At 42.3% G+C, this 22,681-nt stretch carries 22 protein-coding genes; 15 read left to right on the top strand and 7 right to left on the bottom strand.

The window, feature by feature from the left end:
• Nucleotides 1-26 precede the first annotated feature (26 nt).
• Together W7W_RS0103835 and W7W_RS23425 are read right to left on the bottom strand one after the other, a co-directional pair.
• Nucleotides 27-1,604 carry a calcineurin-like phosphoesterase C-terminal domain-containing protein gene (locus W7W_RS0103835; protein ID WP_010662519.1) on the bottom strand — a complete coding sequence of 526 codons (1,578 nt, stop codon included), beginning with the start codon at nt 1,602-1,604 and terminating at the stop codon, nt 27-29.
• Nucleotides 1,605-1,674: 70 nt separating this feature from the next.
• Nucleotides 1,675-1,905 (bottom strand): hypothetical protein, encoded by a 231-nt coding sequence (locus W7W_RS23425; protein WP_010662518.1) that lies wholly within the window; start codon nt 1,903-1,905, stop codon nt 1,675-1,677.
• Between the two features lie 501 nt (nt 1,906-2,406).
• Here W7W_RS23425 and W7W_RS0103820 point away from each other — a divergent pair.
• From W7W_RS0103820 to W7W_RS0103765, 11 genes are all read left to right on the top strand, one after another.
• On the top strand, nt 2,407-3,180 hold the full coding sequence (locus W7W_RS0103820) for a class I SAM-dependent methyltransferase (protein WP_010662517.1): 774 nt from the start codon (nt 2,407-2,409) through the stop codon (nt 3,178-3,180).
• A gap of 271 nt (nt 3,181-3,451) precedes the next feature.
• A complete protein-coding gene (locus W7W_RS0103815; protein WP_010662516.1) occupies nt 3,452-4,156 on the top strand; it encodes a DUF554 domain-containing protein in 705 nt (234 codons plus the stop codon).
• An 11-nt stretch (nt 4,157-4,167) separates the two neighbouring features.
• On the top strand, nt 4,168-5,601 hold the full coding sequence (locus W7W_RS0103810) for a RapZ C-terminal domain-containing protein (RefSeq protein ID WP_010662515.1): 1,434 nt from the start codon (nt 4,168-4,170) through the stop codon (nt 5,599-5,601).
• Between the two features lie 207 nt (nt 5,602-5,808).
• A complete protein-coding gene (gene mbhE / locus W7W_RS0103800) occupies nt 5,809-8,142 on the top strand; it encodes a hydrogen gas-evolving membrane-bound hydrogenase subunit E (protein WP_010662514.1) in 2,334 nt (777 codons plus the stop codon).
• The gene (locus W7W_RS0103795) at nt 8,139-8,552 is read left to right on the top strand and encodes an MnhB domain-containing protein (RefSeq protein WP_010662513.1); all 414 of its coding nucleotides are present in this window, start codon (nt 8,139-8,141) and stop codon (nt 8,550-8,552) included. Before mbhE ends, W7W_RS0103795 begins: the two co-directional genes overlap by 4 nt.
• Nucleotides 8,540-8,893: an NADH-quinone oxidoreductase subunit K gene (locus tag W7W_RS0103790; protein ID WP_010662512.1), complete on the top strand. Its 354-nt coding sequence runs from the start codon at nt 8,540-8,542 to the stop codon at nt 8,891-8,893. The genes W7W_RS0103795 and W7W_RS0103790 overlap by 13 nt, the downstream gene beginning before the upstream one ends.
• Nucleotides 8,890-10,398, top strand: coding sequence for a proton-conducting transporter transmembrane domain-containing protein (locus W7W_RS0103785; RefSeq protein WP_010662511.1), 1,509 nt, complete (start codon nt 8,890-8,892; stop codon nt 10,396-10,398). The genes W7W_RS0103790 and W7W_RS0103785 overlap by 4 nt, the downstream gene beginning before the upstream one ends.
• A gap of 137 nt (nt 10,399-10,535) precedes the next feature.
• On the top strand, nt 10,536-10,853 hold the full coding sequence (locus W7W_RS0103780; RefSeq protein ID WP_010662510.1) for a Na+/H+ antiporter subunit E: 318 nt from the start codon (nt 10,536-10,538) through the stop codon (nt 10,851-10,853).
• Between the two features lies 1 nt (nt 10,854).
• Nucleotides 10,855-11,142: a monovalent cation/H+ antiporter complex subunit F gene (locus W7W_RS0103775; protein ID WP_010662509.1), complete on the top strand. Its 288-nt coding sequence runs from the start codon at nt 10,855-10,857 to the stop codon at nt 11,140-11,142.
• Nucleotides 11,139-11,465, top strand: a complete 327-nt coding sequence (mnhG, locus tag W7W_RS0103770; protein ID WP_025006791.1) for a monovalent cation/H(+) antiporter subunit G — start codon at nt 11,139-11,141, stop codon at nt 11,463-11,465. The genes W7W_RS0103775 and mnhG overlap by 4 nt, the downstream gene beginning before the upstream one ends.
• Before the next feature lie 190 nt (nt 11,466-11,655).
• Nucleotides 11,656-12,405, top strand: coding sequence for a sugar phosphate nucleotidyltransferase (locus W7W_RS0103765; RefSeq protein WP_025006792.1), 750 nt, complete (start codon nt 11,656-11,658; stop codon nt 12,403-12,405).
• 39 nt (nt 12,406-12,444) lie between these two features.
• Here W7W_RS0103765 and nhaD read toward each other — a convergent pair whose 3' ends face one another.
• Entirely contained in the window at nt 12,445-13,830 is a 1,386-nt protein-coding gene (nhaD, locus tag W7W_RS0103760; RefSeq protein WP_010662506.1) for a sodium:proton antiporter NhaD, read from the bottom strand.
• Nucleotides 13,831-14,127: 297 nt separating this feature from the next.
• Between nhaD and nhaA the strand changes: the two genes are divergently transcribed.
• Nucleotides 14,128-15,465, top strand: a complete 1,338-nt coding sequence (gene nhaA, locus W7W_RS0103755; protein WP_010662505.1) for a Na+/H+ antiporter NhaA — start codon at nt 14,128-14,130, stop codon at nt 15,463-15,465.
• Between the two features lie 130 nt (nt 15,466-15,595).
• Here the strand turns inward: nhaA and W7W_RS0103750 are convergent, their stop codons facing one another.
• The 4 genes from W7W_RS0103750 to W7W_RS0103735 all read right to left on the bottom strand — a co-directional run bounded on the left by W7W_RS0103750 (nt 15,596) and on the right by W7W_RS0103735 (nt 18,973).
• A complete protein-coding gene (locus W7W_RS0103750; RefSeq protein WP_010662504.1) occupies nt 15,596-16,318 on the bottom strand; it encodes a glycosyltransferase family 2 protein in 723 nt (240 codons plus the stop codon).
• A gap of 145 nt (nt 16,319-16,463) precedes the next feature.
• On the bottom strand, nt 16,464-17,495 hold the full coding sequence (locus W7W_RS0103745) for a hypothetical protein (protein WP_010662503.1): 1,032 nt from the start codon (nt 17,493-17,495) through the stop codon (nt 16,464-16,466).
• Nucleotides 17,496-17,634: 139 nt separating this feature from the next.
• A complete protein-coding gene (locus tag W7W_RS0103740; RefSeq protein WP_010662502.1) occupies nt 17,635-17,904 on the bottom strand; it encodes a hypothetical protein in 270 nt (89 codons plus the stop codon).
• Between the two features lie 373 nt (nt 17,905-18,277).
• Entirely contained in the window at nt 18,278-18,973 is a 696-nt protein-coding gene (locus tag W7W_RS0103735; protein ID WP_010662501.1) for a phosphatase PAP2 family protein, read from the bottom strand.
• Between the two features lie 135 nt (nt 18,974-19,108).
• Here W7W_RS0103735 and W7W_RS0103730 point away from each other — a divergent pair, with 135 nt between their 5' ends.
• The 3 genes from W7W_RS0103730 (at nt 19,109) to W7W_RS0103715 (ending at nt 22,667) form a co-directional block, all read left to right on the top strand.
• Entirely contained in the window at nt 19,109-20,047 is a 939-nt protein-coding gene (locus tag W7W_RS0103730; protein WP_010662500.1) for a diacylglycerol/lipid kinase family protein, read from the top strand.
• A gap of 733 nt (nt 20,048-20,780) precedes the next feature.
• Nucleotides 20,781-21,359 (top strand): YceI family protein, encoded by a 579-nt coding sequence (locus tag W7W_RS0103720; protein WP_010662499.1) that lies wholly within the window; start codon nt 20,781-20,783, stop codon nt 21,357-21,359.
• A 48-nt stretch (nt 21,360-21,407) separates the two neighbouring features.
• Complete coding sequence (locus tag W7W_RS0103715) at nt 21,408-22,667, top strand: hypothetical protein (RefSeq protein WP_010662498.1); 1,260 nt, start codon at nt 21,408-21,410, stop codon at nt 22,665-22,667.
• Nucleotides 22,668-22,681: the final 14 nt, after the last annotated feature.

Below are 22,681 nucleotides of genomic sequence, written 5' to 3'. Positions count from 1 at the left end.
TGCTTCAATTCCCCCAAGCCCATAAATTACTTACGGTTTACAATCCTATATTCTTTTCTTGCCCTGCACTCCTGACCAAACATATCTGTTGCCTTTACTTCGATGATATGTAAACCCTCTTCCAGATGGTTATTGATTCGCCCCAGCCAGATATGGGTTGATTCTGCAGGATTGGAAGGGCGTTTTCCCGGCAACAGGCTATCCGCATAGTCCCATTCCTGCATGGTATGAATATAAGCCGGGTCGTACGTTCGCACAAAATTCATGGGCTTCCACTCCCCCTGATCGATCCGGTAAAACACCGAATCCTTTTCACTCCCCATAAAAAAATTAACCACCAAAGGAGCACTCAACCATTCATTTTGAGGCACCACTTTGGGCGCATAAAGACTCAACTGATAATCTTCCGGCTCCCCTGCCACTTTGTATTTGGTAAAGTATTGATTTCCTTCAAAAGACAGAAATGCATATCCTTTAGGCGTACCATCGCGCATCATAGAAACAGGCACTCCCTGCTCATTAAAATGACCACCATACCAGTCACCGGAAGTCGTTCCCACATTGTATTCGTGATGCCTGCAATCCTGCTGCCAACCATCCTTGGAATCAAAAAAATCCTGATTTTGAATGTGGGTATGGGCTGAAAGTGAAAGCGTATGCGGATAATCTTTTAACAAATGAAAAAGTTTTTCGCGGTCACTGTCCCGAAAAGTATCCCCGAACTCTCCCTCTTTAAGGGGGATATGAAAAGCCAGCACGATCAGATGGTCTTTGGGCACATACTGCAAGTCATTTTTCACAAAGGCCAGTTGGTCCTCACGAAATCCTCCCCAATATCCTTTGCCATCGCGCGGATCGGGGTAAAGAATATCATCAAGTACAATAAAATGTACTTTCCCGTGATTGAAAGAATAGTTTGCCGGGCCAAAGTGCTTTTCAAAAGTTTCATCCGACAAAGAATCAGCTTCCACATCAAAATTCATATCATGGTTCCCCATGACATTGAACCATGGAACACCAATCTTTTTGACAGCATTGCGATAGGGCTGAAAAAGATCCAAATCGTCGCCCACCAAATCGCCGAGACTTAATCCAAAATCAACATTCTCAACTCCTTCCAATTCTTTCACAATTCCTTTGTAGAAATATTTCACCTCTTTACGGGTATAAGGTTGAGGATCGCCAAAAACCAACATGGTAAAATCCATATTTTCAGCACCGGGAAAGAGGCCAAAATCAACAGATCGGGGTAAGTCGCCTGTTGGAGCAACACCACTGTAGTCAAGCTTAGGAGATCCTGCCGGCTTATGAATATGAAAGAACTGTGGCAAATTATGCTCGTCCACGGGCAGCGAGTAGCCTGAAGGTTTTATTACAAAAATGGGATGATCCGCTCCCACTGGAAGTTTGTATTTCCCATCGGAATCTGTGAGCACCACCTCCCGTCCATTGGAAACAGCCACGTTTGGAATACCTGATTCCCCCTTCTCTTTTTTACCGTTTTGATTAATGTCCTCATACACAAATCCGGTTGCCTGATTTTGTGCGTTAATCGTAAACACCCCGAAAGAGAATAAAAACAGAAAAATTATTAACGTTTTCATGGCATGATTATTATGATGTTGGTAAATATCATTATTTTCAAAAAGAAACAGATTAGCCTAAATATTGGTTTTAAGCCAGCATCAGATTCTGATTATCGCAATGATGAAATTCAAAACCAAGCTTGGTTAGTATCGGTATAAATCCGGACTGATAAGAGGGAATACTAATCCAAATAATTTCTTTGCCGCTGGAGGCCTCAATCAATAGTTCTATTTCTCTTTGAAAGACTTCACAACTTAGCGATAGTGTATGATTGTACACTATTACACCACCATATCTGTCATCTCGGGTTTTTAGCATATATGTTTTATCTTGGCTACAAACCACTAATTTAAGAGATTTCCATCAACCGAGTCTATTATTCCTTATTTTTAAATCACTATTGGCCGAAAAAAACTATTATTATGAAAGAAGATTGCTTCGCTCTGCTCGCAATGACTCCGTTTTAACGGGTTTAACAAAGTTGGTATGGGTTGATCCCCCCTGCCCCTTACAACCTTTTTCTCTTGCATTTTCAGGAAAAAATATCCTAAATTTAATGCTTAATAAAAATGAATGTTTAGAACAAATTCGGATCTGGTAAAATAAATAACCTCAGGCATTTTGCCCGTGGTTATCTCTCCCTGAAAAGCCGGCATTTTCATGCCGGAGTATTTTTATGTTGTTGCGGGTTTTCCCGGCAGTATGCAAATCATCTAATAAACACATCGGTCAATATTGTTTTCCACATTTTTCCAGAGTAACAATTTCCCTGTTGTGCTCTTATGTGGTTTAATTATAAACCTTCAAATTTTAAACATCATGAGTAACGAAAATACATCCATTCACGATTTTGAAATCAAACTTATTTGTGAATACTATTCTTTATTGGAACGTCAGGGCCCCGGAAGTCCCGAGGTCACGAAAAAAGCTTTAAGCTTTGTGGATAAACTGACAGAGCATTCGAAAATAGCTGATCTGGGATGCGGTACCGGCGGACAAACCATGGTGCTGGCCCAAAATGCTCCGGGAACAGTCACCGGACTGGATCTGTTTCCAAAGTTTATCGATTTATTCAATCAGAACGCACAAAAGCTTAATCTTCAGGACAGAGTAACCGGAATGGTTGGCTCCATGGATAAGTTGCCATTTCAGCAGGAATCCCTGGATCTAATCTGGTCTGAAGGAGCCATTTACAACATCGGATTTGAAACCGGACTGAAAACCTGGAAGCCATTCCTCAAAAAAGGAGGTTATGTGGCCGTCAGCGAGGCCTCCTGGTTTACCAACGAGCGTCCGGAGGAAATTGATGCATTCTGGCAAGATGCCTATCCCGGTATAGATACGATCCCGGGCAACATGCAAAAAATGCAGGATTCAGGATACATCCCTATAGCTTCATTTATTCTTCCTGAGGATTGTTGGATTGACCATTTTTATAAACCACAAGTCAGAGCAGAGAAGATATTCCTTAATAAAAATGCAGGAAACAAGACAGCAATAGACTTTATTGCTAACCAAAAACACGAAACCGAACTTTACTATAAGTACAAAAAGTTCTACGGTTATGCATTTTATATCGGGAAAAAAATCTGAAAGCCGGGGTTTTCCCAAAAAGTGACATAGGTACAACCTATTTTGTTGTCTAAAATTTCAAGCCCCGGGATAAAAAAGCTGGCGAGATGGTGTGCAACTTCAGACTAACTTTCCATTGCTAATTGTTCATTGCTAATTGGTCATTCCTAATTGATCATTGATCATTGGTCATTGGTCATTGCTAACTGTCCTCTGCTCCTTTTTCCGTTTTTTTCTTTTTTCTTAAGCCTGTGTGTCTTATTTTTGCAAGGCATCAAAAAAAACCCTCAAAATGACAGGTACCCTGGTCAATGTAGCCACCGTAATTGCCGGAAGTATTCTCGGCCTTATTTTCAAGCAGCGACTACCACGCCGGGTCGTAACAGTTGTATTTCATGGCATCGGCCTATTCACCATGGGACTGGGTGTTTCTATGTTTCTCGAGAGTCAATGGATCATCACAGTAGTGCTCTCCCTGCTTTTTGGAGGCATTACCGGCGGACTACTCCGGTTGGAGGAACGAGTGGAAACCATGTCTGAAAGCATCAAAAGCCGTTTTCGTTTTACCGATGAACGTTTTACCGAAGGATTGATTACCTCATTTCTTCTGTTTTGTATGGGGTCGCTCACTTTGCTGGGGGCCATTAACGAAGGAATGGGAAAAGGACCCGAACTACTGATTACCAAATCAGTACTGGATGGGTTCTCATCCATGGCACTGGCAGCTGCCATGGGCGTAGGAGTACTCTTTTCCGTGGTTCCGCTGCTGATCTACCAGGGAGGACTAACCCTTTTGTCGATGTGGCTGGGCGATTTCTTTGCCCAATCCGTTGTCAATGAACTTACAGCAACCGGAGGAGTACTCCTGATTGGTCTGGGCATCAACATCCTGAATTTGGGGAAACTGAAAATAACCGACCTTTTACCCTCCCTGCTTTTCGTGGTACTTTTTGCATGGATGCAGTACCGCCATATTTTTCCGTTTTCTTTATTTTAAACTGATTGACATTGAAAAACTCATATCCACCACATCTGGAAGAACTATTCTTAAAATGGGCCGGGGAGGAAACCGAAAGTTTTACTCCACTACCGCCCTCTGGTTCGGACCGTCGCTATTTTCGCATTTCCGGAGCCACCAAAAGCGCAATTGGCACCATCAATCACAATAAAAAAGAAAACCGTGCTTTTATAGAATTCAGCCGACACTTTAAAGCATTAGGACTCCCTGTTCCAGAGATCTTCAATGTGAGTGAAACGACCGACAGCTACCTGCAGGAAGATTTCGGAAACACCACCCTGTTCGACTGGCTGTCAACAACCAGAATCGGCAAAGACATTCCCACTGATATCGTCACTTTTTACAAGAAGTCTTTAGAACACCTGATTCATTTTCAGACAGAAGGTGCCAAAGAGCTCGATTTCTCGTTGTGCTATCCACGCCACAGTTTCGATAAGCAATCAATGCTTTGGGATTTGCACTATTTTAAATATTACTTTCTGAAGCTGGCCGGAATCCCTTTCGACGAGCAACTGCTGGAAGACGACTTCAATGCTTTTGCTGAATATTTGCAGAAAGCCGACGGCCACTATTTTATGTATCGTGATTTCCAGTCTCGAAACATCATGGTAACCGACAACGGGCCGGCATTCATTGATTATCAGGGAGGGCGCAAAGGCCCCCTGCAATACGATCTGGCATCTGTGCTGTATGATGCTAAAGCAGATTTACCGGAAGAACTTCGCAGCGAACTGCTCGATTTTTACATTTCCAAGCTCAGGAAAAAGATAAAGGTAAACGAATCTTCATTCAAAAGTTTCCTGCAGGGTTTTGTGCTTATCCGAATTATGCAGGCTATGGGCGCTTATGGATTTCGGGGATTCTATGAAAACAAAGAACATTTTCTCAAAAGTATTCCCTACGCTATTGAGAACCTCAGATTTATTCTTTCCAATCTTTCACTTCCGGAAAAATTTCCGGCACTGGAGGAAGCCTTATGGCAAGTAACTAAATCTCAAAAGTTGCAGCAGTTAAGTGAAACACCAAAACTTACCATCAGCATCCATAGTTTTTCTTACCGACGTGGTATTCCTGTCGACGACTCGGGCCATGGAGGAGGTTTTGTGTTTGATTGCCGATGCATTCATAACCCGGGGCGTTATGAGGAATACAAAAGCAAAACCGGATTAAGTCCGGAAGTAATTGCCTTTTTCGAGAAAGAGGAAGAGATGGATCAATTCCTGACAAACGTTTACCAATTGGCTGATCAGTCAGTTCAAAAATACCTGAAACGCGGATTTAAACATTTAATGTTCAGCTTTGGTTGTACTGGAGGACAACACCGCTCAGTATATTGTGCCGAGAATCTGGCCCGCCATCTCCGGAAACAATATCCGGTAAACATTGAGCTAAAACATATGGAAAGAGCATCCTGGCCTTTGTAAAACCATGCCCAGGCGGTTGGTGTCCATAATCAAACAAACAAAACCGCTTATGAGCAAGAAAAAATGCAAAACCAACAAAGAAAAGGAGTTAAAACCATCACATAAATTTGAATGTAGAAAGTGCGGTCATTCGGCAAAGAAGAAAGATAAATTGTGCAAACCCGATAAATTGTAGCAGTACAAAAATCGTAAATTCAACACTACAGCATGGAGCAGCTGGCAATTGTTTTAATAGGTCTTATTTTTCTTATGGGACTAATGGTCCCCGTTCTTCGTCCGTTACTAAAAAACTACACCGGACGAATCCTGGCATTGGTGCCTTTTGCGCTGTTCGGGGCACTTACATTCCTGTTTTTTACGTTACCCGATGAGACTGCCCGCATTGTTGAGACCGGATTTGGTTTTCTACCGGAAATGCAATTCTCATTCCGCATCGACGGACTCAGTCTTATTTTTGGTATGATGGTAAGCGGAATTGGAGGATTGGTACTCGGTTACTCCTCATTTTATATGGCCAAATATGCCGGCCGAACCAAATTCTACTTCTTTCTGATACTATTTATGGGAGCCATGCTGGGACTTGTTTTTGCTGACAACCTGCTGGCTCTTTTTATTTTCTGGGAATTGACCAGTATCACTTCTTTTTTCCTGATAGGCTTCGATCACGATAAGGATAAACCGCGACAGGCTGCCCTTCAGGCCCTGCTCATCACCGCCCTGGGAGGTCTTTGCCTGCTGTTTGCCGTTATCATGGTTGGTAATATTGCAGGTACTTTCCGCCTGAGCGAACTATATGCACAGGGAATACATCTCGGCGCCCATTCGCACTATCAGACGGTTTTTCTGCTGATTTTTGTAGCTATTGCCACCAAATCGGCTCAGTTTCCATTTCATTTTTGGTTGCCCGGAGCTATGAATGCCCCCACTCCCATCAGTGCCTACCTCCATTCAGCAACCATGGTCAATGCAGGAATCTTTCTTTTGCTCCGTTTGAACCCTGTCATGGGAGGTACCATCGCCTGGAAAGGAGCTTTGATTCTGACAGGGGGCATCACCATGTTTATTGGTGCGTTTTTCTCTCTGGGGCAAAAAGACCTTAAACGCATTCTGGCTTTTACCACCATCAGTGCTCTGGGGACTATGGTTATGCTTATCGGGATGAACACCACTGCTTCAATCAAAGCAGCATTGATATTTTTCATCGTCCATGGTCTCTACAAAGGTGGGTTGTTCATGGTCGCCGGCATCATTGACAAAAATACCGGCACCCGCGACATTACCAGGCTCAGCGGGCTGCTAAAAAGCATGCCTGTTACAAGTATAGCTGGCATTCTGGCCCTTTTAAGTATGTCAGGCCTCCCTCCAATGCTCGGTTTTATAGGAAAAGAACTAATTTACGATGCCAAAGTACAGATGCCGGAATTATCCTGGCTTGTGGTTCCACTAGGAGTAGCAGCCAATATGATGATGGTAGCCATTTCGATATTGGTTTTTTACGAGATTTTTATCCCTCGAAAAAACAAACCGGCGATTCCTCTTTTTCATAAGGAAAAAGAACTGCCTGGTAACTTCCTTGTAGGACCTGTAGTTCTGGCCCTGGTAGGATTAGGTCTCGGGATGGTCCCCGGATGGCTCAATAATATTCTGTCCAATGCGATGTTTTATGTGCAGTCACAGGCAGTGGATGTTCATCTGGCCCTTTGGCATGGGTTTAACCAGGTTTTATTGTTGAGTATTTTCACCGTGGCCATGGGAACCATAATTTTCATTCTTCGACGCCCCGTTGGCAAATTGGTAGGAATCATTATTCTGTGGACCGACCAGTATCATTTGCCGGAAAAATTCAACAATCTCATCAGCAATTATCTGAATTTTGCCGGAAAGCACACCAATCGCATTCAACACGGTTATCACCGTTATTACCTCATTACTTTTTTCATGGCCACCTTGCTTTTGATTGTTTATCAATTGTTAGACGCCGGGGGAGAATGGTTCCACCCCGCTGAAAGTTCCCCGGTAAGAATGCATGTAGTTCTGGTGCTGATAATATCAGCGATGGCAGTGCTGTTTGCCGTTTTCAGCAAATCGCGGCTCTCGGCCATCGTCTCCATGGGGGTACTGGGATATGGTGTGGCTGTTCTTTATATGTTTTACGGAGCGGTTGATTTGGCCATTACGCAGTTTCTGGCCGAAACCATCATCATGGTCATTTTCGTCATGGTAATTTTTTATCTACCCGATTTTGCAGTACTTTCCAGCAAAAAATCACGCATTCGAGATGCCATTATAGCCCTGGCCGTTGGAGCTATGATGACCATGGTTGTGCTTAAGGCCAGATTCATCAATATGGAAGAGCCCATTTCTCAGTTTTTTGCAGAAAAAAGCTTTTTGGAAGGCCACGGACGCAATATTGTAAATGTAATTCTGGTTGATTTCAGGGCCCTCGATACCCTGGGAGAGATAACCGTTCTGGCCCTGGCTGCCGCAGGTGTATTTACACTGCTTCGTTTCAACCCCATAAAAAAGAAATCTGAGAAATGAGAAATATTGTACTGGAACGCATCGTAAGCCTCTTTTTATATGTCATGGTAGGATTTGCTCTTTTCCTGCTGTTCAGAGGCCATAACCGTCCTGGAGGAGGATTCATAGCCGGCATTATTGCCGCCGCAGGATTTCTCCTCTATGGAATTGTGTTTGGCTCGGAAAAAGTACTTGAAAAAATCAGGGTTAATCCACGTTACATCATGGGCAGCGGTCTGCTCATTGCCTTACTCGCAGCTCTGATTCCTATGATGCTGGGCAAACCTCCGCTGACAGGAGTTTGGACCTCCCTGGCCGGAATCGCGTTGGGAACGCCCCTGCTCTTTGACATCGGAGTGTTTGTGCTTGTAGTAGGAATGATAGTATCAATATTCACCAACATAATGGACGTACTGAAATGGAACTCGTAATTGCCATATTTATAGGATTGCTATATGCCAGCGGCGTTTATTTGTTGCTTCGGCGCAGTATTGTAAAGCTCATCCTCGGGGTATTTGTTATCAGTAATGCCACCAACCTGATCATCTTTCTATCGGGAGGAATTACCCGCAGTGGTGTCAGCTTCATTGGAGACGAAGCCGAAAAAGCCTCTCTGGAAACAATGACAGATCCCCTTCCCCAGGCATTGATACTTACAGCCATTGTCATAGGATTGGGAATCGCTGCCTACATACTGGCATTGAAATATAAATATTTTGAAACTACCGGGACACACGACCTGGATCAACTGAGTAAGACCGACCAGAAATGATAATAGCTTTACCTGTTTTTTTGCCACTGGCATTCATGATTTTTGCTTTTCTGTTTCGCCATTTTCATGGGCGGGAATATGTTGCGTTGGGAGCCGCTGCCCTCAACTTGCTGATTTCGGTGATTCTGCTGATGGAAGTGAACTCCGAGGGAATGGTAAAAATGCAGATGGGTGACTGGCCCGCTCCTTATGGCATCACACTCATTGCCGACCGCTTCAGCGCCTTAATGGTACTGGTTTCAGCCATCGTATTCATGGCAGCCATGGCCTACTCCATTCAATCGGTTGACACCCGGCGAAAAAGCTTTGGATTTTATCTCTTTTCTTTTGGCATACTGATGGGCGTCAATGGCAGTTTCCTTGCCGGTGACATTTTCAACCTCTATGTCTGGTTTGAAGTGATGCTGATGGCTTCGTTCATTCTGATGAGTCACGGGGGAGAACGCAACCAACTGGAGGGGGCCATCAAATACCTGATTCTCAACCTCATTTCCTCATTCTTTTTCGTGGCAGGCATCGGACTTCTCTACGGAAAAATGGGAACCCTCAACATGGCCGATATTGCCCAGAAACTGATGAGTTATGAAACCATGCCTCCGGAATTGAATCCTGCATTCATCCTTATTTTTGTGGGATTTGCCATCAAGGGAGCATTGGTACCATTCTTTTTCTGGTTACCTGCCTCCTACCATACCCCACCTCCTGTGGTTACGGCGCTGTTCGCAGGTCTTCTAACCAAAGTTGGCATTTACTCGCTCATCCGTTTTTATGCCCTTTTTCTGCACCAGAACAGCGAATTCTGGCAACCCCTGATTTTATGGATTGCAGGACTCAGTATGGTGATCGGGGTCATAACGGCAACCTCCCAGTTTGAGTTTCGAAAAGTATTGTCGTTTCACATCATCAGCCAGGTTGGTTACGTAGTAATGGGACTGGGACTTTTTACCGTAGCAGGACTTGCGGGTGCCATTTTCTTCCTTGCCCACAACATGATTTCCAAAACCAATGCTTTTTTAGTAGCCGGATACGTCCACAGGCAAAAAGGCACCCTCAATCTTAAAGTATTGGGCGATTTTTACAAAGAACATCCCCTTTGGGCCATATTCTTTTTTATTTCCGCTTTCAGTCTGGCCGGATTACCACCACTCAGCGGATTTATCGGAAAATACCTGCTTATCAAAGCAGGCATTGAAGCCCACCAGTTGGGGATTGCCTTTACCGCCCTCTTTGTGGGTTTCTTTACCCTCTTCTCTATGGTGAAAATATGGATGGAAGTATTCTGGAAAAAAACACCCGAGAAGTCGGCTGTCCCAATTATAAAAACCGTCTTACTTGACGATAAACCCGTTAATATCAGCTGGATGAAATGGTCTTCAGGAGCCATGGCAATTATTATTGTGCTGGCCGGAGTATTTGCCACCCCAATCGTAGAATATTGCACACTGGCGGCAGAATCACTGATGCAACCCTCTGATTACATTAACTTTGTACTAAAGAATAACTAACGGCCCCCTAAATCCCCCCAAGGGGGACTTCCGGGTCCACAGTAAGGAGCAGAGCCGTGGGGCAAGGAGCAGGGTGCATGGGGCTAAGAGCGAGGAGCCAAGAACTATAAGCTAAAGAACAACTAATTAACTAAAAAATGAAACCACTCTATTTCATATACTTCTTTATCTACTACGCCTTCAAGGTTACCGAATCCGGCTTGGCCATTGCCATGCAGGTGGTTCGCGGAAGCCGGGGAGAAAACGGAATGCTCATAGAGTATCAATCGACACTGAAGAAGGGTTGGAGAGTCGTCCTGCTGTTTAACCTAATCAGTATGACACCCGGGTCTATGAGTATAGACATTGACTCTGAAAGCAATAAAATACTGGTTCATCTGCTCAACCGAAGCGACCATACTGATTTTTTGAAAGTGACCGGTAAAATTGAGAGTTTGTTATCAAAAGCTTTGTAATATGAACCATGCCGATATTTTTTTGGAATATGCCGCACTCATTGCCCTGTATATATTTTCCATGAGCCTCATATTCCCCTTCTTACGCCTTTTCAAAGGACCTACCCTCCCCGACCGTGTCGTGGCGCTCGATCAGATAGGTGTAATCATCGTGGGAATGATGGTATGTGATGTTCTCTACACCCGAGAAAAGCTGTTGCTGGATGTGGTTTTGGTAGTGGCCTTCATACTGGCATTCGGGTCAATGATTATAGCCCGTTATTTATACAAACAAAACAAAGACCAATGATGGAATATATTGTAGGAGCCATATTATTAATAAGTGCCATCGTAGTTTTGATTGCTTCAGTAGGAATCTGGCGTTTCAAAAATTTATACGCGCGTATGCATGTAGTTACCAAGGTATCGTCACTGGGCCTATTACTGCTCCTGATTGGTGTTAACCTGCTGTTTCTCGACTGGTTTGTCCTGTTGGAATCCGCCATCGTATTTGGTGTCCTGGTATTTCTTTCACCCGTTGCAGCACACGTTATAGCTCGTGCAGCCCGCAGTATCGGCACACCGGGAACCACTGATGAGCCGGAAAGCAAAAATACCGATGATGGCCTGTAGTAAATGGTTGTTCCGGAGCTGAGGGCAGAGAGCATGGGGCTGTCGCACCCGAAATTTACAGATTTTAGAAAGAATGGATAAGGGTTGGACTAAAAAGATGAAAAACTCCGGTTCCTGATAAAGCCGGAATATTCTGACATTCCTGTAATCCCTCCAATAACGATGACCAAATTAATTGAATAAAATAATTATGAACGCAATGCTGTTTGCTGCCGGTTTGGGCACCCGATTAAAACCTCTTACCAACGATAAACCAAAGGCTTTGATTGAGGTCAACGGAATGACGATGCTTCATATAGCCCTCCGAAAGCTTGAAAACGCGGGAATCAGCAAAACCGTGGTCAATGTGCATCACTTTAGTGAATTGGTTATGGAAGAAATCATTCGTTTCAAATCCGACAAAATGGAAGTAATTGTTTCGGATGAATCGGATCAATTGCTGGACACGGGAGGAGGTCTGCTGAAAGCCCGTCCCCTGTTTGATGCAAACAGCCCTGTTCTTCTTTACAATGTGGACATTGTGACCACCGCCAACCTCAAAGATTTTATTGCATTCCATCACTCTTACGACGGGCTTGTTTCTCTCATGATAAAAAAACGTCCTACTTCCAGACATTTGCTTTTCAATGAACACATAGAACTGGCAGGATGGGAAAACCTAAAGACCGGTGAGAAGATCATAACTAAAGACACTAGCAATTACAAGGGATTCGGTTTTCAGGGAATTCACATTATAGAACCCCGGATTTTCGATTTAATCATTGAATCCGGAAAGTTCCCCATCATAGAGCTTTACCTGCGTCTGTCTCGTGAACACACATTAATGGGATACGAAAGCCGAAACGATTTATGGTTCGACATCGGGACCCCCGAAAAATTTGAAACTACCCGCAAAACGATTGAACAGATGAGTGAAGGTGAAAAAAGACTGCTTTTTTGAAGCTTTCTTTTTATCCCAGATTGTACCATCACCGCCCTATTACAAGGCAAACATCAGCAAATAAGTTCCGGCTCCGGCGACATATCCCAACAAGGCCAATAAACTAATTCGTTTGAGATACCAGAAAAACGGAATTCCTTCCATACTCATAGCTGCTACTCCGGCAGCTGATCCAATAATTAAAATGCTGCCACCTGTACCGGAGCAATAGGCCAGGAATGACCAAAAATTACCATCCACAAAGAAATCCGACGCCATGGACACATCCGCAACCTGCGGCACTTCGTACATCCCCATCGATGCAGCCACCAAAGGGACATTGTCCACGACTGCTGACAAGAATCCTATAATAATATTGATTCCATAAATATTGGAAACGTTTTCATCCAGCCATTGGGCCATTAGGTTTAGATGACCCGCTGTTTGGAGCGCTGCCACCGCAAGTAGAATTCCCAAAAAGAAAAGAATGGAAGCCACATCCACCCGTTCCAGGATCTTAACAATACTCAATTTCCTTTTGTCCAGTACATTTCTTCTCTTCAGATGACGGTCAGTGTACATCCACAAAGCCCCCAATCCGAGCAACATCCCCAGAAATGGCGGTAACTGAGTCAGGCCTTTAAACACCGGAACTGCCACAAGCGCCAGAATTCCTAAAATCAAAATCTTCAACCGGTCTTTATAGGGAATAAATTCTGCAGATTCGTCAGCTTCCAGCAAAGGACGGTTGGTGGCTCCTTTCATCACTAAAGAAAGAACAGCCAATGGAACCAGCATGGTTATCAAACTGGGAATCAACAGCGACTTAACGATTCCTGCAGCCGTTATTTGTCCCCCTATCCACAACATTATGGTCGTTACGTCCCCCATTGGAGACCAGGCCCCGCCGGCATTGGCTGCAACAACCACCATTCCGGAAAAAAGCCATCGGTTGTCTTGTTTGCTGAGCAGTTTCTGTAGCAAGGCGATCATCACAATCGTAGTGGTAAGGTTATCCAGAACCGCAGAAATAAAGAACGTAAGGATACTGATAATCCACAAAAGTTTGATCCGATTGGTTGTATGAATTCTGTCGGTAATAACCCGAAAGCCCTGATAGCGGTCAATAACCTCCACTATTGTCATTGCACCCAAAAGAAAAAAGATAATAGATGCGACATCTCCCAAATGCTCAATGACGGCATGCTGCGTAATAAATTCCATTACCTGGGCTGTCTCAATAATCCCCAGCCCGGATGCAAATTCTTCCCAGTTACGGTTCAGATGCAAATGCATTATATTCGGAGCATCAATCACCAGTAAGGTCCATAAAATAGCTCCTGTAAACAAAGCTGTTGCAGCTTTATCAATTTTATTGACGTGTTCGAAAACAATAAATCCATAGCCCACAATGAAGACTATGATCATGGCATAGAAGAAAAACATAAGAATAAATATTAGAGAGAGAGGTAATTTTTTGACGCCGGCAAAGGTAGAGCCCTTTGCGTCTGATTATCCTCCATTAGCTCAGTTTTAAGAATGTTTAACGCAGCAAGGACTCACTATTCAGATAAAATCTATTTTATCACAAAAAAAGATGACAATTCAATACCACACAGATATATATGTGAAAAGGCACATATATACAAAACTCTAAATATCTAAATTAGCTGAAACATAATACAGGTAAATGCGTAAATAGCCGGGACAACAAAAAAAATAACATAATAACCAACATTAGAAATGAAGAAAAATCAATTCCCTAAACCCAATCTGGCAGATCCCATACAGTGGTTTTTAAAACATGTTACCAGTGGTGGTGTATTGTTAATTTTTGTAACCTTTCTGGCGCTGCTTTGGGCCAATTCGCCCATGAAAGAATATTACGAATCACTATGGGAATATGATTTCATCCTGGGATTGGCACCCTTTGAACTCAAAAAATCGCTTTTACACTGGATAAATGATGGCATGATGGCCATCTTCTTTTTTGTGGTAGGCCTGGAAATCAAACGTGAATTTATAGCAGGAGAACTTAGTTCGTTCCGCCAGGCCATTTTCCCGGTTTTCGGAGCCATTGGAGGTATGATTGTACCCATCCTGTTGTTTGTTTCTTTTGGATTTTCAGGTGAAATGTCGCAGGGATGGGGAATTCCCATGGCCACAGATATAGCCTTTTCTTTGGCCATTCTTGGAATTCTGGGGAAAAAGGTTCCATTGAGTCTGAAAATTTTCCTTACCGCTCTTGCCATTGTTGATGACCTCGGAGCTGTTCTGGTCATTGCCATGTTCTACAGCAACACCATTCTGTGGTACTATCTGTTCTTCGCATTGGGCTTATTACTGATCTTATTTGCAGCCAATTACTTCAACATTCAAAATCTATATCTATACACTTATGTGGGATTCATTATCTGGCTTCTGTTCCTGAAATCAGGAATTCATCCCACCATTGCAGGAGTTTTAGTGGCATTCAGTATCCCGATGCGTCCCAAAATTCATATCAATGACTTTATTCCCAAAATAAAAGACGGATTAAAGCATTTTTCGACCTTACCACGTGACGATAAGAAATTTGTAATGAGCAACAAACAGCTGGCCGCAATTGACCATGTGGAATCACTGGTAAAGAAGACCCAGAGCCCCTTGCAAATGATCGAACACAATCTGAGCGGAGCAGTCAACTACCTGATTCTCCCACTTTTTGCGCTGGCCAATGCCGGGGTGACCATTTTCTCTCCGGGATCTCCTCTTTCAAGCGGAGCTATTCTCAACGATCTATCTATTGCCATTGCGGTGAGTCTGGTTTTTGGGAAGGCCATCGGAATTTCGCTGTTCTCATGGCTGGCCGTAAAGCTGAAACTCTCTGTGAAGCCTCGTAACATACCATGGAAAGCCTTTATCGGATTGGGCTTCATCGGAGGTATAGGCTTTACTATGTCATTGTTTATTTCAAGCCTTGCTTTTGAAACACAGGAACTGATGAACCAGGCCAAAATCGGAATCTTTTTCGGCTCTATCGCAGCAGGTCTTATCGGATTTTATATTCTGAAGACATCGCTTAAAAAGGAAATTGCATAATTAATTTCCAAATATCCATCAAAAGGAAAAGAGGGTTGGTTTTCCAGTAGAGAGAATCGACCCTTTTTTATCGGTATTTCATATATTTACAAACGGCACACAATTGGCAGAACACCTTCAAAGTTTATCTTTATTTTAATGACCAGATATTGTACTTAAGAATACAAAAAATAGCTTTTACCCCATCCCTCCAGTTAATTTTCTTCCCCTCATCATAAGTCCTTCCGTAATAGGAGATGCCTACTTCATATATTCTAATACCCGGGATTCGGGCTATTTTAGCAGTCACTTCCGGCTCAAAACCAAATCGATTTTCTCTCAGCTTTACCCCTTTAATAACATCGGCACGAAACATCTTATAACAGGATTCCATATCTGATAAGTTCAGATTGGTAAAAGCATTGGAAATTAATGTCAGAAATTTGTTGCCGATGGAGTGCCAGAAAAAAAGGATTCGGTGAGGATTCCTGCCGATAAAGCGTGAACCGTAAACCACATCTGCAACACCTTCCTCCAATGGCTTCAGCAAATCATTATATTCACGGGGATCATACTCAAGATCGGCATCCTGAATGACAATATAATCACCCCGGCAATACTCAACACCTCTTCTGATTGCTGCTCCCTTACCGGAGTTTTCAAGTTGACATAAAACAACAAGATTAACATCCGGAAACTTCAAGCGGAATGTTTCTATTTCATCTACAGTATCATCGGTGGATGCGTCATCAACAACGATAATTTCAGTCTCTATGGGGAAATTATATCTGACAGAGTTAATGCGGATCAATATTTTTTGAACAGTCCGAGCCTCATTGTAGGCAGGAATTATGATACAAAGCTTTTTCTTCATCCAACAATATGTATTAAAAAATACCTTTTCTTTTCACCTGTAAAAATTTACTCCTTAAAATTGATTGGTATTCAAAATCCCTGTTCTCGTGCCTTCGTTAAAGTTACAACAACACAAAGCTTGAGACTCTCTTAAGATAAACCTTTCATACCGATCTAAAGAGTTTATTCAATTGCGGTTGTTCGAGGCAGCCTCTGATAACTTTTCCCCAAAGCACCGCGAGCAAAGGCGTCAACAGGAAAAGCATTCTGGAAATTTCAACCGAAATCAAGGCCTGAAAAATTACTGAAACTAAAAACCACCACTCATAACCTTTAAAAGCGATTAGGTAAGACTTCAGTTTCCCATTCAAAACTGCCGGCACTATCAACAAAATCCAGAAACCGGTAACCGAAAAAACCTCATAAATTCCGTGAAAAGAAAAAAGTCTTTTAAGCCCCAATACAATATAAGTCAGATGCCTGACATCCTTTCCCAACGAAAGAAGTGGCGGAGTATCACTCAATGCATCTATAATGAAACGTCCGGAAAAAACCAAGATACCTGAAACAAGAAATAAAAAAAACATTCTCGTTTTCTTAATGGGGGCATAAAAAAATATTATGGGCGCAATAAAAATGAATGATTCTTTAGCCCAGGGCCCCAGGAATATTGAAAAAATCAACATTTGCCAATTGTTTGTCTTCAATCCCAGTAAGACCAGAACTAAAACCAAAACAAAAAGACTATCCACCAAAGGCGTTCCTGCCAGAACTCCGGTCCATCGGCAGGTTAGAAAACTGACAAGCCCCAGTATCGAAGAAATAAAATGTCCTGTATGAACATAAACATATTTAAAAACAAAAACTCCAGCCAGGGCCATCAGCAGATTATTTACAATCAAAAAACTCATGGATAAGGAAAAATCTCCTTCAAAAGTCCAGGGTGCAAGCAAATCAAACAAATTTCCGAAAACAAAATTGATTGCACCTGCCAGAAAGGGAATAATTACCCGATAACGTCTTATCTCTGACTGATTAAAGTCCAGTTCTGCAATTCCCAGATAAGTAACACTATCGGGATTATTTGCCACCGTTAAAACGTCCATTACCTGAAAAGAAACACCATGGATGACAGCCAGAGAAATAAAAAAAATAAAACTATCAGAAGAGAAAAGCAGGTTGGTTAATTTTTTCATGGTACAAACAAGGTTCTCCGGTCAATGATAAATACAAAAGGATTAAAAAAGGGAGTGTTCTCAAAAAATCTGAAAACACTCCCGGTTTCACATAGTATCAAAATAAAACCTCACCCGCTCAGGTAAGGCAACGCTTCAATCAGTTACTCATAGGCACTTCTCGTTTCCCTTCGATGATTTCTCTGGCCATATCCAGGATGGTGGTGTCGTCAAGTTCTACTACGCCACCATCAGGGCCTTGCTCCAGATGAATTCCAATACTTCTGCCCCGATCGTAGTTGGCCCCTCCGAAATAATTTCTGACTGTCTCTACGTCGAGGTTTAACGAGTCGGCAATGCTGCGCATACTTCCCTCAGGCAGACTATCCTTAATCTTCCTGAGCTGATTGAATGTTATTGTAGTGCTCATAATTGAAATGATTTAAAGAGGTTATTGATATTGATGTGATATAAAATTAAGAAAAAAAAGGAAGGTTTAAAATAGATTTAACATCAAAAATATAGGTTTTAACAAAAATTATACTTCCCCCCATCCCGCATCAACCTTAAGAACCTCAATACCAATGCAATTCAACACAGGCAAACCACAATAATATTTCCTAATCCAACCTGAACGAGCCAGAACCAAATAACAAAACAAAATAGAAATAGATGATTTACAGTGTATACTTTCATTTTGGTGCAAGCTGCCTCAGCAGCCAGCTATATCTAATTTAATTGAGGACATTCGTAATTCGCAGAAGCCTGAACCCCATCACCAATAATTTGTGAATAAAACCTGACTAAACAGTAAGTGGTAAAATAATTTTACCCGATAAAAATATCAAGATGAAAGTGATAAGTCCTGTAAAAATAACCAATCGAACGGAAGGCAATGCGAATTCCCTTCTTCCAATGGTAGGTGTAATCCTGTCCGGAATCAAAAGGAACCTTGAAGCCACTTTTCTGTATAACCAATAAACGACCCAGCCAATCAGAGACCCCAGTATTAAACCACCTAAAATATCGCCGGGATAATGCACCCCCATGTAAATACGGGAATAACTATTCAACGCTGCCCAAAACAAAATAAAAACAGTGTACCAGTTAAAACGGAAAAGAAGCAACGAAAATACCGCCAAGCCAAAAGAGTTGGTGGCATGGGAAGAAACAAATCCAAACTGCCCACCTCTTTTGCCATTTATTAAGTCCACCATCCCTTCCAGGGCAGGTTCATGCGAAGGACGAAACCGCTCAAAACCTTCCTTAAATATATTGGTGGAAATCTGATCGCATAAGAGCACCATCAAACCAAGGAAAACAACAGTCATAAACCCTTTAATTCCCTGATTTTTAAATATCGCATACAGGATCATCACATACATCGGCACCCAAATACTTTTACTGGTAATCAACCAGAAGATATTATCGAACAAAGGCGATGTAAAAGAATTAAAGTAGAGCAGAAGTTCTTGATCTAACTGAATTAATGTTTCCACGGCTTCGTATTTTAGTTTATCAAAGAAAATAAAATTATCTCACTTTTCTCATAAAAATTGTCCATGACTAATACAAATGAGGTATTTTCAAAAATATATATGTAAATTTGTGCCCGCAAAACCAACAGGTATTGAATGAAAAAGAAGGCTTTATATATCATCAATCCGGCCTCCGGCATCGGACGCCAGAAAGACATGGCAAAGCTCATTCACAATGAAACCGACACGTCTAGTCTGGACATTGACATTGTTTTTTCAAAACACCCCGACCACGCATTCGAAATAAGTCGTCAGGCTGCCGGAGATTTCGACATTGTTGTAGCCGTTGGTGGCGACGGAACAGTCAACGAAGTTGGCCGCGGACTGCTCAACACCGAAACAGCACTTGGGATACTCCCCACCGGATCGGGAAACGGACTCGCCCGGTTTCTGCAAATGCCATTCAAGGTCAATAAAGCGCTGGACGTTATCAATCATGGAAATATTAAATCCATTGATGCCATCAAAGTAAACAACTATTACTCTTTAAACGTTGCAGGAGTTGGTTTTGATGCCTATATAAGTCACCAGTTTGCCCATAAAAAGAAAAGAGGCCCTCTTGCATACATGCAACTCATTTCCAAAGAGTTTCCAAAATACAAATCAGATCATTACCAAATTGAAATAGATGGCGAATCTATAGACATAGATGCCTTTCTTATCAGCTTTGCCAATTCCAGCCAATACGGAAACAATTTTCACATAGCCCCACAAGCCCGCATTGATGATGGTCTGATTGATGTTTGCCTCATCAAAGACTTTCCTAAATACACTGCACCGGCATTACTGATTAGTCTGGTGGACCAATCCATCGATAAAAGCAAATACGATAAGATCGTTAAGGCTAGAAAAATAAAAATTACCCACCCCACTGCCCTGCTTGGCCATGTAGATGGCGAACCCGTCAATCTGGGTACCAAAGTGGATATTGAAATCCTGCCGTTGGCTCTTAAAGTAGTGGTTCCTCCCATCCATCTACGTCAAACCTCTAACATTCTCCAACCATTGATGGAAATGATTCCACTGGGCATGTAAAAACCCATTGAGCAACATCCTACAGCAGAATCACCTTAAGTAGTGTCTGTCTGTAAAGTCCAACTTCTGCGTTGTTGCTCAAAATCTTAATCCTCAAATACATTAGTATTCTGCGGTTTAGATTTCTCACACGCCTTGAATTTGAACTTTCTATCTCAAACATATGAAAAACGCTTAGTTTATAGACAAACACTAAGTAGAAGTTTCTTTTTTCTTCAAGCCTGCTCTATGGTCATAAAACACTGTAATGGGTGAATGGCAACCTGCCCACCTATACACAACAGACAAATACCCTGCTAATTTCAAACGATTATTTTTTTTGATATTTGAACTTTGGGTGTCCGATTATAAAGTTAAATTTCCCAAAAAGGGATTTCATCGCTTAAACCCTGACCTACTTAATCTCACGACATAATCATTTTTTGGTGTTCATGATTTCAGCTATGTTCCAAGTCTTGTCTTGATAAAAGAAAGAAATTATTTCATGATTATTGTTACACTTAACACTATTCAAAAAAGCTTCTTACTGTTTTCGTAAAACCAAATAATCCAGGATTTCCCCGGTTTTCACTCTTATCTGCCAGAAACGGCTTCAAATAAGACTTAATGCATCCTGGAAACAATCATTTTTGACAAAACTGAATATGAACAATTAAAAAAAGACTTCTAAGTATTTAAAACTTTATCATTTTATACTACATTTGCAATAGGATTAATATTTTAAACTAAAGACATGACCAAAATTGCATTACAAACACTTCTGATAATTGCCTTAACGCTTGTTAGTGGTACGACAACAAAAGCACAAAAACTGAATTTAACAGGAACCAACAATTCAGTGGTCGTTACCGGTACCTCTTCCCTTCACGATTGGGAAATGGTTTTATCGGATTTCAGGGCTACTGCTGAAGTCACCCATAATGAAGATGGTTCTTATACCCTGACGAATGCCGGCTTAACCGGAGATGCGAACAAATTATCCAGCGATAACTCAATGATGGATAATAAAGCCAAGGATGCACTCAGAGCCAAAAAAGCGCCGGAATTAACTTTTCGCCAATCGACACCGCTGAGTATTGAGGCCGGAAATGAGGAAAAAGTTCACATCAAAGGGAATCTTAAAATTGCGGGGGAAACAAAACCAGTATCCATTCCCATCAATCTGACGATTCAGGAAGGCGGAAAAGTTCTTGTAACGGGTACCGCTACCGTGCTGATGAGCGACTACAAGATGGATCCTCCAACAGCAATGTTCGGAACTGTTAAAACCGGAGATGAAGTAAAAGTCAACATAAAACTTGAACTCAAATAATTATCATTTTAAACATTAATGCATTACAAACCAATAAAAAAAGCAAACATGAAATTTCAATATTTAGTATTTCTGGCTTTTCTGGTAATGGGTATTTCCACCAGCGCCCAAAACGACAGAGATTTTAAAAATTTCAGGCTTCCCGACCAACGGGGAATCAATGATTTTGAAGCACCTAAAGACACAACCGATAATTTTGACGGTGTTGACGTTAGAATTGGCGGAGCATCGACCATTCAATTCCAGGCAGTGGATCATGAAAACTCAGGCGATGTGGAATTGATTGAAATTGGCGATAATTTCAATCTGGCAACTGCCAACCTGGACCTAGACGTTCATCTTTATGATGGTGTAAAAATGCATCTCCGCACTTATTTATCATCACGTCACCACCCGGAGCCATACGTAAAAGGAGGCTACTTCCAGATTGACAAGCTGGATTTCATTCGCCAGGGCTTCATGTCCGATCTGATGGAAAAGGTAACCATCAAAATCGGTCACATGGAGAACAATTATGGTGATGCACACTTTCGAAGAACCGACAATGCCAGAGCAATTTACAACCCGTTTGTGGGCAACCTCATCATGGATGCCTTTACCACAGAAGTAGGCGGAGAAGTTTATTACCGAAGTAACGGCTTTATCGGAATGGTAGGTCTGACCAACGGAAAGCTGAACCAATCAGTCACCAACCCCGGAACCACCAAGGCCTCATTTGTCGGTAAAGTTGGATATGACAAACAAGTTGATGAAGACTTCAGGTTCCGTCTGACGGGCTCTGTTTACACCACAGGAGAAAGTGCAAGAACATACCTGTATGCCGGCGACCGCGCAGGATCACGTTACTATTATGTAATGGAAGCTCCGGATGCATCTGCCTCAGGAAACTTCCGATCAGGCCGCTGGAATCCCGGATTCAATAACGAACTGACTGCGTTTATGGTCAATCCATTCGTTAAGTTAGGCGGTTTGGAATTTTTCGGAGTAATAGAATCTGCCAGTGGAAAATCAAACGGAGAAACTGACACTCGCAACTTCACCCAACTATCAGGAGAACTGATTTATCGATTTGGTAATGAAGAAAATTTCTATTTGGGCGGACGCTACAATACGGTCGGCGGAGAAATTGCCACCGGAGAAGACGTCGATATCAACCGGGTGCAGTTAAGCGGTGGTTGGTTTATGACCAAAAACATCCTCGCAAAGATAGAATATGTAAGTCAGAAATATGACGGATTTCCCACCGGAGACATCCTGGATGAGGGCAAATTCAACGGCTTGCTGTTAGAAGCTGCCATCAGTTTCTAATCAGAACAAACAGC

Source organism: Marinilabilia salmonicolor JCM 21150 (genome assembly GCF_000259075.1).
GTDB lineage: Bacteria > Bacteroidota > Bacteroidia > Bacteroidales > Marinilabiliaceae > Marinilabilia > Marinilabilia salmonicolor.
Note: the sequence above shows the minus strand (reverse complement) of the source record. Positions and strands in the feature narration are given on the sequence as shown.